The following is a 10204-nucleotide window of genomic DNA, read 5'->3' as shown; positions in this document are numbered from 1 at the left end:
CTCCCCTCCCACTCCCCACGGATCCTCCACCAATGCCCCAATAACCCGCGTATGACCGGTAAACGCCGTGTTTCGCATCTTGCGATCAAGATGAACACCATAGAACCCTGGGCCGTAAGAGACTGCGGATACATGGCGGTTGGGGCGCCTTGGGCGGTTTGCGCCCCCGGATGGGGATCCGGGGGCATCGACGAGGCGCGCACCGTACGCACTCTGGCGCAAAAGATGCCGAGGGGGCATCAATGCAACCGGATGGTCGTCGTCCCGTGTCTCCATGGTGTAGATCACATGGTGACGATGACCCACTGATGTGTCCGTAACGGTCGAGGGGGACCGATTCGGATGAAAGACCGACGAACACACACTCGATGTGTGTGCGGGGGGAATGACTCATGACGTCGACGCCGACGGGCGCCCGGCACAACCACGACCCATCCGAAACAACCCGGCTCAAGGTGCCGTCTCCCCGGACCGGAGCCTTGCGCAAGCTCAGGAAGACCCTTCCGAGATACGACTACGAGCACTACAGCCGCCTCGCCGGCCCGCTCACCCAGCCCGACCCGACCAAGCCGTACAAGGTGCAGTACCGGTCGCTGATCTCCCAGGAGCCGCACCGCCTCAGGGTCGCCCTGATGCTGGCCGCCGCACCGCTGCTCTCCCTGGTCCTGCTGGCCTGGCTGCTGCAGCGGGAGCACTGGACCGAGCGCGACTACGTCGAGTACGAGTTCCTGCCCGCCCTCGACCTGGTCATGCTGATCTCGATCGGCCTGATCGAGTTCTTCCGCTGCATGAACGTGCTGTCGAACGCGCACGCCACCCTGGTCGCCCGCGACCCGGTCCCGGTGGTGCCCGAGACCGGCACCAGAGTCGCCTTCCTCACCTCCTTCGTGCCCGGCAAGGAACCGCTGGAGATGGTGACGAAGACCCTGGAGGCCGCGGTGAAGCTCCGCCACCGCGGGCTGCTGCACGTGTGGCTGCTCGACGAGGGCGACGACGCGGACGTGAAGGCGGTCTGCGCGCGCCTGGGCGTGCACCACTTCTCCCGCAAGGGCATCGCGAAGTGGAACCAGCCCAAGGGACCGCACCGCGCCAAGACCAAGCACGGCAACTACAACGCCTGGCTCGACGCTCACGGCGACGACTACGACTTCTTCGCCTCGGTCGACACCGACCACATCCCGCTGCCCAACTACCTGGAGCGGATGCTCGGTTTCTTCCGGGACCCGGACATCGGCTTCGTCATCGGGCCCCAGGTGTACGGCAACTACGACAACTTCGTCACCAAGGCCGCCGAGTCCCAGCAGTTCCTGTTCCACGCGCTGATCCAGCGCGCCGGCAACAGGTACGGCGCCCCCATGTTCGTCGGCACCTCCAACGCCGTACGGATCCGGGCGCTCAAGCAGATCGGCGGGCTGTACGACTCGATCACCGAGGACATGGCCACCGGGTTCGAGATCCACCGCCACAAGAACCCGGCGACGGGCCGCAAGTGGCGCTCGGTGTACACGCCGGACGTGCTCGCGGTGGGTGAGGGGCCCAGCGCCTGGACGGACTTCTTCACCCAGCAGATGCGCTGGTCGCGCGGGACGTACGAGACGATCCTCAAGCAGTACTGGAAGGGCTGGTACTCGCTGCCGCCGACCAAGCTCTTCAACTACACGATGATGATCATCTTCTACCCGATGTCGGCGCTCAACTGGATCCTGGCAGCGCTGAGTTGTGCCCTGTTCCTGGGCCTCGGTGCCTCGGGCGTGAACATCGACCCGGTGGTGTGGCTGATGCTCTACGGCAACGCCTCCGCGCTCCAGATAGGCCTGTACGTCTGGAACCGCCGGCACAACGTCTCCCCGCACGAGCCGGAGGGCTCCGGCGGTGTGGCGGGCATGGTGATGTCCGCGCTGTCCGCGCCGCTCTACGCCAAGGCGCTGATCGACTCGGCGCTGCGCCGCAAGAGCAAGTTCGTGGTCACGCCCAAGGGGGACTCGGCGAGCCCGGACCGGTGGTTCGGCACCTTCCGGTACCACTGGTACTTCATCGTCATCTTCGGTGCCTCGATCGCCGCCGGGTTCGTCTTCGGCAACGCGCACCCGGCGATGGTCATCTGGGCCACCTTCGCCATGATGATCACCGCCCTCCCCATCTTCGTCTGGCGCTACATGCTGCGCCAGGACCGGAGGAAGGCCGCCGCCGCGGCCGAACTGCAGGGGTCCATGGTGGCGCCGCCCGAGGCGGCTCCCGCACCGTTCGCGCCACCCCGCGCACCGCACGCCCCACACGCGCCGCACGCTCCCCAGCACAAGCCGAGCTGGGCGGCGTCCGGGTCGGGCAGCGGGGGTAGCGACCAGACCATGCAGATCGCCCTGGGCGGACTTGGGGGACGTAAGGAATGAAGGACCGTGCAGGCCGCCGCCGCGCCCGTCGCCTCGCGATCGGCTCGGCGGTGGTCCTCGCGCTCGCCGGGATGAACGGGCCGTGGGTGTACCGCTTCAGCACCGAGAAGTACCACGAGTACAAGATCAACAGACCCGAGTACAAGGCCGCCAACGGGCACTGGCAGATCGTGGAGTTCCCGGAGAAGTACCGGCAGAACACCATCCACGCCGCCCTGTTGCACACCGGCAAGATCCTGCTGATCGCGGGCTCGGGGAACGACGCCGAGAACTTTGACAAGAAGAAGTTCGACACCCGCCTGTGGGACCCGGTCGCGCAGACGATCGAGCGGGTGCCGACCCCGGCCGACCTGTTCTGCACCGGGCACACCCAGCTGTCCAACGGCAATCTGCTGATCGCGGGCGGCACCAAGCGCTACGAGAAGCTGAAGGGGGACGTCACCAAGGCCGGCGGCCTGATGATCATCCACAACGAGAACCCCGACAAGGGGATGGAACTGAAGGCGGGGACGAGGTTCGTCGGCAAGGCGAACGGCAGGACGTTCGTCCTCAAGGACACCGTCGAGCTCAAGAAGGCCGTCAAGACCTTCGACCCGGACACCGGCAAGTTCACCGGCAACAAGCCGGGAATCGCGCGCGCCTACGTCGAGGCCGAGCGCAGCGGCAAACGGTACGAGACGGGGACGGAGGACAACTACAAGGTCGTCGGCCTGAAGGGCGAGGACGCGCGGAACACGTACGGCATCGCGCAGAAACTCGCCCTCGACAAGAAGGACTTCCAGGGGATCAAGGACGCCTACGAGTTCGATCCGGTCGCCGAGAAGTACATCAAGGTCGACCCGATGAACGAGGCGCGCTGGTACCCGACGCTGACGACGCTGACGGACGGCACGGTCCTGTCGCTGTCCGGGCTGGACGAGATCGGCCAGCTCGTCCCGGGCAAGAACGAGATCTACGACCCCGGGACGAAGAAGTGGACGTACACCAAGGACGAACAGCAGTTCCCGACGTACCCGGCGATCTCGCTGATGCAGAACGGCAAGCTGTTCTACTCGGGCGCGAACGCGGGGTACGGGCCGGACGACATCGGGCGTGACCCCGGGATCTGGGACCTGAAGACGAACAAGTTCACCAAGGTCCCCGGCATGAGCGACAGCAAGCTGCTGGAGACCGCCGGGACCGTGCTGCTGCCCCCGGCGCAGGACGAGAGGTACATGGTCATCGGCGGGGGCGGGGTCGGTGAGTCGGAGCGGTCCAGCAAGCGGACCCGGGTGATCGACCTGCTGGCCGACCGGCCGCGGTTCGTGGACGGGCCACGGCTGGCGAAGGGCACACGGTACCCGCAGGCCTCGATCCTGCCCGACGACACGGTCCTCATCTCCGGTGGCTCCGAGGACTACCGGGGGCGCGGCGACTCCAACATCCTCGAAGCGCGGCTGTACGACGCGCGGACGGGCGAGATGCGGAGGGTGGCCGACCCGCTGGTGGGCCGGAACTACCACTCCGGGTCGATCCTGCTGCCGGACGGACGGGTCGTGTTCTTCGGGTCGGACTCCCTGTACGCCGACGAGGCCAACACCAAGCCGGGGGAGTTCGAGCAGCGGATCGAGATCTACACGCCGCCGTACCTCTTCCAGGACGCCCGACCGACGTTGACCGGGGAGAAGAAGACGGTCGCGCGGGGCGGGAAGGCGACGTTCGGCACGCGGCACGGGTCGTCGATCGCGTCGGCGCGGCTGATCCGGCCGAGTGCGTCGACGCATGTGACCGATGTGGACCAGAAGTCGATCGAGGTGGACTTCGAGGTCACCGGGGACGAGATCACGGTGACCGTGCCGAAGAACCGGAATCTGGTGCAGTCGGGCTGGTACATGCTGTTCGTGACGGACGACGCGGGTACGCCCAGCGAAGCGCGGTGGGTCAAGGTGCCGTAGGAACTGCTGGCTGATCGGCTGCGCGTTCGCTTATCGGCTGCGGGTGCGTGGGGGCTGGCCGCGCAGTTCCCCGCGCCCCCCCAAGGGGCGCGGGGAACTGCGCGAGAAGCCCCACCGGGCGGTCAGCCGGACGCCTTCGCCAAGTCCAGCGCGTACTCCGGCCACCATTCCCCGGCCTTCGGCCCGCCCTTGCACTCGCCGTCGGACTCACCTGGCCGCTTCACCCACAGGTACGCGTCCACCAACGCATCCGCGGTCTTGGTCGTCGGAGACTCCCCCAGCGCCCGCCCCGGCGGATTGCACCAGCGTTCGTCCTCGTCGCCCTCGTTCCAGGGGCCGTTGCCGTTGCGGCTGGTGTCGACGACGAAGGGCTTGTCCCCGATCCTCGCGGAGAGCTGCCTGCCGTACGCGACGGAGTCCTCGGTGGTGTAGAAGTTCGAGACGTTGACGGCGAAGCCGTCGGCCTGTTCGACACCGGCCCACTTGAGGGGGTCGTAGATCTCCTCGGGGTCGCCCCAGCCCGCGTTGCCGGCGTCCAGGTACACCTTCGTGTTCTTCAGCGCGCCCAGCGTCTCGATCGCGCCCTTCAGCAGGTCGTACCGCTCCTCGTGGAACTCCTCCGGTGTGCAGCCGTCCACCACGTGCAGCACCGCGTCGGGCTCCAGGACGATCGTGGCCGGACGGTCCCCGATGCCCCGGGCCACGCCGTCGATCCACGCCCGGTACGCGTCGCCGTCGGCCGCGCCGCCGCCGGAGTACTGACCGCAGTCGCGGTGCGGGATGTTGTAGAGGACGAGGACGGCGTCCCGGTCGGCCTCCTCCGCGGCGACGGTGAAGCCCTTGGCCTCCCGCTCCGGGTTCTCCGGGCCGATCCACTCGCCGGTCGGCTGCTCGGCGATCCTGCGGATCAGCTTGGCGTTCTTGTCCTTGCCGGCCTTCTCGTAGGCGGCGACCTGCGCCGCCGCGTTCCCCTCCGGGTTGACCCAGAACGGGTCCGTGCCGTTGGGCTGTTGGGTGATGCCGGCGCCGGAGGCCCGGTTCTTCCCTCCGCCGCCGCCGTCACCGTCGTCACCGCCGTCTCCCCCGGAACAGCCGGCGAGCAGTAACGCGACCCCCATCACCGCCCCGGACGCCCGAATCCCGGCCCCCCTACCGCCGTACATCCAACTCCCCCTTGGGTGCACCGTGTCGTAAGCCCCAATCCTGACATAAGTGCCGCCTCGCAAACGAGGTCGTGCCCACGCGCAGGGCGGCACCGGCGGGGGACGTACGCCCCGGAACACGCCCACCCCACCGCCACCTGCCGCCATGACAGAGAGTCACGACCCGTCTACTTGGCGTCAAACAACCTCTGGCCGGGGCCCCACCCGCGGTCGCGGACCGGGCCGTTCGGCGGGCCCGGGGGAGCGGGTCGCCGACGGGGCCGTGAGGACGTCGTCTGCGCAGGCGCCGGGGTTGCGTACCACCGGGGTCTCGGCGCCGGTCACTTTCCGGTCAAAGTCCCGTGCGGCAGTCGCCCCGCCCCAAGCGGTAGTCGCCGGGTCCCGAGCGGCAGTCGCCGGGTCCCGAGCGGCAGTCGCCGGGTCCCGAGCGGCAGTCGCCGGGTCCCGAGCGGCAGTCGACGTTCCGTGCGCCGGGCGATGTTTCGTGCGTCGGGCGACGTTTCGTGCGTCGGGCGACGGCACTGCTCCGTGTCGGTCACGGCCCCGTGTCGGTCACGGCCCCGTTCCGCTGAGGTAGGCGTTGACGACGACGTTCGCCGTGTAGGTGCGGCTCGCCTTGTCGAACGTGCCGCCGCAGGTGACGAGTCGGAGTTCGGCGCGCCCGGACTGCCGTACGCCGTAGGCCTGTCGGGCGTCGAACTCGTCGCGGCCCATAACCTGTACGTCGTCCACGGTGAACTCGGCCATCCTGCCGTCGCTGCGGGCCACCCGGACCTTGTCGCCGACACGCAACGCGCTCAGCTTGTAGAAGACGGCCGGCCGGGTCTCGGTGTCGACGTGCCCGACGAACAGCGCGGCACCCGGCGCGCCGGGCCGCGCGCCGCCCGCGTACCAGCCGACGACGCCCGGCTGACCGTAGGACGGCGGTTCGACCGCCCCGTCCCGGTCGAGGCCGCGCGCCACCACCGGCGCCTGCACGCCCATCGAGGGGATGTCCAGCCGCTGCGGCCGCGCCCCTCTCAACGGCGCTGCGGCGGGCGGCAGTTCGGCCTGGGCGGGCCTCCCCACGGCCGCCACGTCTCCGGTGGTCGGCGCGGAACTGCCCTGCCGTACGTCCGTGACCTCACGGCCCCACAGCCACAACCCGAGCAGCAGGACGGCCCACGCGACACCGGTGACGACCCGGCCGGTCCCGCCGCCGGACCCTCCCCGATACTCGCGTTCGCCGACGCCGCCGTACTCGTTGCCGTTGTCGGAATAGTCCCGTCCGGACACGACGGCCTCCTATTCCGTACGGCGGTCGCGGCCCCGGCGCGCACCACGCGCCACGACCGCCACCGCCGCGACACCGGCGAGGACCAGGCCGACCACCGCGTGGCGGGCACCGGGACCGGTGTGCCGGGCGTCGTCCGTGGAGTTGGCCGGGTCGGCCGAACCACGCGCGTCCACCGGGCCGCCCGCCGCGAGCTGGGCCGCCGCTCCACCGCCGCCCGCGCGGACGGGGGCGACCGGGGAGGAGGGCGACGAGGGCTGCCGACCTGCGGGCCGCTCACCGTCGGGCCGCTTGGCTGTCGGGGGCGGTTCGATCGTTGAGAGCGGTTCGGTCGTCGTTGGTTTGGGCTGTGGCGGCTTGGTCGCGGGGGGACTGATGCCTGCCAGGGGTCCGGTGTCCGGCAGGGATCCGGTGCCTGCCAGAGATCCGGTGCCGGCCAGAGATCCGGTGCCTGCCAGGGATCCGGTGCCCGTAAGGGATCCGGTTCCTGGCGTGGGCTTCCCGTCACCGACCTTGATCGTCCCCGTGACCTTGTCCTCCCTGCCGGCGCAGGTGACCCGCACCGCGTAGGTGCCGGGATCGAGCGAGGAGCGGACGCGGGTCTCCCCGGCGAGCGTGCCAGGGCTCCTGCCGGTGAGCTGGGTGAGCCGCGCGTCCGCGACGAACGCGGTCGAGGCGGCCGTTCCCGTCTGCCCGCCGCACCCCCGGGCCCGGACCTGGATGTCGGTGCCGGGGGCCGGTGAGGCGGGTACCGACGAGACATTCCCCGAGGCGTTTCCCGGGGCGTTCCCCCGGTCGCTCGCGTGGGCCGGGGGCGCCGACGCGGCGAGCGCCGCCGCGACCACCGCCCCGGCACAGAGAGTGACTCGCACTGAGCCCATGGTGAACCTCCAGACACCCCAGAGACTCCCCCGCCGGGCGCCGGGACGCATCCGGGGAGGCGCCCCGGCTGCTCCGTACGGGTGGCAGGGGGTTTATCCGGGGCCGGGCACTCGGCGGCCGCGCCGGGGCGGCGGCCGACCGGCCGGACTCAGAGACGGTCCACGAGGTCCGCGATCGAGTTCACGACCGTCGAGGGGCGGTAGGGGAACTTCTCGATCTGCTCGGACGTGGTCAGACCGGTGAGGACGAGGAAGGTCTCCATCCCGGCCTCGATGCCCGCGAGGACGTCGGTGTCCATACGGTCGCCGATCATCGCGCTGGTCTCGGAGTGCGCGCCGATCGCGTTGAGCCCGGTGCGCATCATCAGCGGGTTCGGCTTGCCGGCGAAGTACGGCTTCTGCCCGGTCGCCTGGGTGATCAGCGCGGCCACGGCGCCGGTCGCGGGCAGCGGGCCCTCGGTGGAGGGGCCGGTCTCGTCCGGGTTGGTGGCGATGAAGCGGGCGCCGCCGTTGATCAGCCGGACCGCCTTCGTCATGGCCTCGAAGGAGTAGGTGCGGGTCTCGCCCAGGACGACGTAGTCGGGCTCGTGGTCGGTGAGGACGTACCCGATGTCGTGCAGCGCGGTCGTCAGGCCCGCCTCGCCGATGACGTACGCCGTGCCGCCGGGCCGCTGGTCGTCCAGGAACTGGGCGGTCGCCAGGGCGGAGGTCCAGATGTTCTCCACGGGCACGTCCAGACCCATGCGGGAGAGGCGGGCGTGCAGGTCGCGCGGGGTGTAGATCGAGTTGTTGGTGAGCACGAGGAACGGGCGGCCGGAGTCGCGGAGCTTCTTGATGAAGGCGTCGGCGCCGGGGATCGGCACGCCCTCGTGGATGAGCACCCCGTCCATGTCGGTGAGCCACGACTCGATGGGCTTGCGCTCTGCCATGTGCGATCTCCTGCCGGCGTATGTCGATACCTGCCGTACGTCCGTACATGCGTACGTCCGGGTCCGCCCCAACCCTAGTGAGCCCTGGCCGAAAAGAGGAGGCCGATCTTGGCCGCTGAGACCGGGGTCGCTTCAGGTCAGCGGGGGTGGGGGCGGCGAGGTCGGAGCGGGGGCCGAGTCGGCAGCGGCAGCGGTGCGGCCATCGACGTCGGCGCGGGCATCGGCAGCGGTGCGCGGGAGCCGCGGCGCTAGCGGGAGCGGCAGCGTTCAGCGGATCCGCCTGCGGTCAGCGGGCCCGTCTGCGGACCGTGGCCGTCAGTAGGCCGCCGGCGGCCAGGAGCAGGAGGCCGGTGACGTACGGGAGGGCCTCGCGCATGCCCGAGGCGGCCAGTTCGTCGGGGTACGGCCGCCGCTCGTCCGGTACGGCCGCGCCGCCACGCTCCTTCGCCGCGCCGCCACGCTCCTTCGCCGCGCCGCCCTCCTTCGCCGCGCCACCGTCCCTCGCCGCGCCGCCGCCGTCCTGGTCAGCCTCCGCCCCGCCGTCGTCACCGTCCTCCTCTCCGTCGGTGATCCGGAAGCGGTAGTCGTTCGATTCCCCCACCCACGTGCCGTCGTCGCCGCGCCGCTCGACCACGGCCGCGTTCGCCACGACCTCGTTCGGCACGGTCGCGTCGGAGGTGAGGGAGAGGCGGACCTTGACGGCGAGGGTGCGGCCGGGCGGCACGGTGAATCCGGTTCCGCCGCCGTGCCCGTCCCCGCCGAGCACGCCGACCAGTTCGTCCGCGTCGGTGCGTTCGAAGGTCACCGGCCGGGAGGTGGTGTCCTCGGCGTCGTCATAGAACTCCAGCTGCGGCTGCCTCCGCTCCAGCGTGCGCGCGCTGTCGACCAGCACGACCACCGGGTGGATGTTCCCGCAGGTCCGGGAGGTGGTGTTGGTGAGTTCCACCGCCCAGGTGTGGAAGCCGCCGCCGGCGACGTACGTGGCGGGGCCACCGCGGATACGGCTCCGGATGGGGAAGGCGCCGCTGTCGTCGCCGACGCAACCGGACCGCCCCGCGTCCGAAACGGGCACGGACGCGGGCGCCGCCGCCGCAGGACCACTGACGGGCGCGGCTGCGGCGGCGAGGGCAAGGGTCAGGCACGTACACAGTCGCATGAACACATGACCATGCCACTCACCCGCACGGGAGGGCCCCGCCACGCCCCGGGCCCACGGGATCAGCCCGAATCTCCGCTCGATCAGCGGAGCCGCCGGCGCACCGGCCCCGCAACGCAGAAAAGAAGAGGCAAGAACATGACACCGGAAGTCGTGCACGAGCGCTTCGCCCAGTACCTCAAGGACCGGGACCTCGACGGACTGCGTTCCCTGTTCGGCGAAGACGCCATGTTCGTACCGGGACCGGGACAGAAGCCGGTCTACGGCAGGGAAAGCAGGGTGAGGGTGAGCAGGTCTTCGACGTGGCGTTCGCTTCCGGGACCCCCAGTGCTAGACGTCCGCCGCCGACACGGAGGACACGAAGAACGCCGCCGGACCCGCTGAAGCACCGAGGCCGTCCGACAGGCCGACGCACGTTTTCAGGGGCGCGGGGAACTGCGCGAGCACCCCCCGTCGCCCCGCAGCCGCCCCCCAACAG

The 10204-nt window shown here is 70.1% G+C and carries 7 protein-coding genes; 2 read left to right on the top strand and 5 right to left on the bottom strand.

The genetic code is table 11. From position 1 onward, the window contains the following. The first annotated feature begins 392 nt into the window (after nucleotides 1–392). Nucleotides 393–2390: a cellulose synthase catalytic subunit gene (locus P1P70_RS33275; protein WP_319244445.1), complete on the top strand. Its 1998-nt coding sequence runs from the start codon at nucleotides 393–395 to the stop codon at nucleotides 2388–2390. Continuing rightward, a complete protein-coding gene (locus P1P70_RS33270) occupies nucleotides 2387–4324 on the top strand; it encodes a kelch motif-containing protein (protein WP_319244443.1) in 1938 nt (645 codons plus the stop codon). The genes P1P70_RS33275 and P1P70_RS33270 overlap by 4 nt, the downstream gene beginning before the upstream one ends. Nucleotides 4325–4446: 122 nt before the next feature. On the opposite strand, the gene P1P70_RS33265 is transcribed toward P1P70_RS33270, so the two are convergent. The 5 genes from P1P70_RS33265 to P1P70_RS33245 form a co-directional block, all read right to left on the bottom strand. Next, complete coding sequence (locus tag P1P70_RS33265) at nucleotides 4447–5487, bottom strand: glycoside hydrolase family 6 protein (protein ID WP_319244441.1); 1041 nt, start codon at nucleotides 5485–5487, stop codon at nucleotides 4447–4449. A 552-nt stretch (nucleotides 5488–6039) separates the two neighbouring features. After that, nucleotides 6040–6762 (bottom strand): class F sortase, encoded by a 723-nt coding sequence (locus P1P70_RS33260; RefSeq protein WP_319244439.1) that lies wholly within the window; start codon nucleotides 6760–6762, stop codon nucleotides 6040–6042. A 9-nt stretch (nucleotides 6763–6771) separates the two neighbouring features. Beyond that, nucleotides 6772–7641: a hypothetical protein gene (locus tag P1P70_RS33255; protein ID WP_413471608.1), complete on the bottom strand. Its 870-nt coding sequence runs from the start codon at nucleotides 7639–7641 to the stop codon at nucleotides 6772–6774. A gap of 149 nt (nucleotides 7642–7790) precedes the next feature. Beyond that, on the bottom strand, nucleotides 7791–8570 hold the full coding sequence (locus P1P70_RS33250) for an HAD-IIA family hydrolase (RefSeq protein WP_319244434.1): 780 nt from the start codon (nucleotides 8568–8570) through the stop codon (nucleotides 7791–7793). Nucleotides 8571–8856: 286 nt separating this feature from the next. Beyond that, the gene (locus P1P70_RS33245) at nucleotides 8857–9726 is read right to left on the bottom strand and encodes a cell wall protein (RefSeq protein WP_413471607.1); all 870 of its coding nucleotides are present in this window, start codon (nucleotides 9724–9726) and stop codon (nucleotides 8857–8859) included. Between the last annotated feature and the right edge of the window lie 478 nt (nucleotides 9727–10204).

It is taken from the genome of Streptomyces sp. MB09-02B (genome assembly GCF_033794485.1).
Classification (GTDB): Bacteria; Actinomycetota; Actinomycetes; order Streptomycetales; family Streptomycetaceae; genus Streptomyces.
Note: the sequence above shows the minus strand (reverse complement) of the source record. Positions and strands in the feature narration are given on the sequence as shown.

Excerpts from the sequence above, each read along its gene's own strand:
- P1P70_RS33275 (WP_319244445.1), top strand. The coding sequence starts at position 393 with ATGACGTCGACGCCGACGGGCGCCCGGCACAACCACGACCCATCCGAA.
- P1P70_RS33270 (WP_319244443.1), top strand. The coding sequence starts at position 2,387 with ATGAAGGACCGTGCAGGCCGCCGCCGCGCCCGTCGCCTCGCGATCGGC.
- P1P70_RS33265 (WP_319244441.1), bottom strand. The coding sequence starts at position 5,487 with ATGTACGGCGGTAGGGGGGCCGGGATTCGGGCGTCCGGGGCGGTGATG.
- P1P70_RS33255 (WP_413471608.1), bottom strand. The coding sequence starts at position 7,641 with ATGGGCTCAGTGCGAGTCACTCTCTGTGCCGGGGCGGTGGTCGCGGCG.
- P1P70_RS33250 (WP_319244434.1), bottom strand. The coding sequence starts at position 8,570 with ATGGCAGAGCGCAAGCCCATCGAGTCGTGGCTCACCGACATGGACGGG.
- P1P70_RS33245 (WP_413471607.1), bottom strand. The coding sequence starts at position 9,726 with ATGCGACTGTGTACGTGCCTGACCCTTGCCCTCGCCGCCGCAGCCGCG.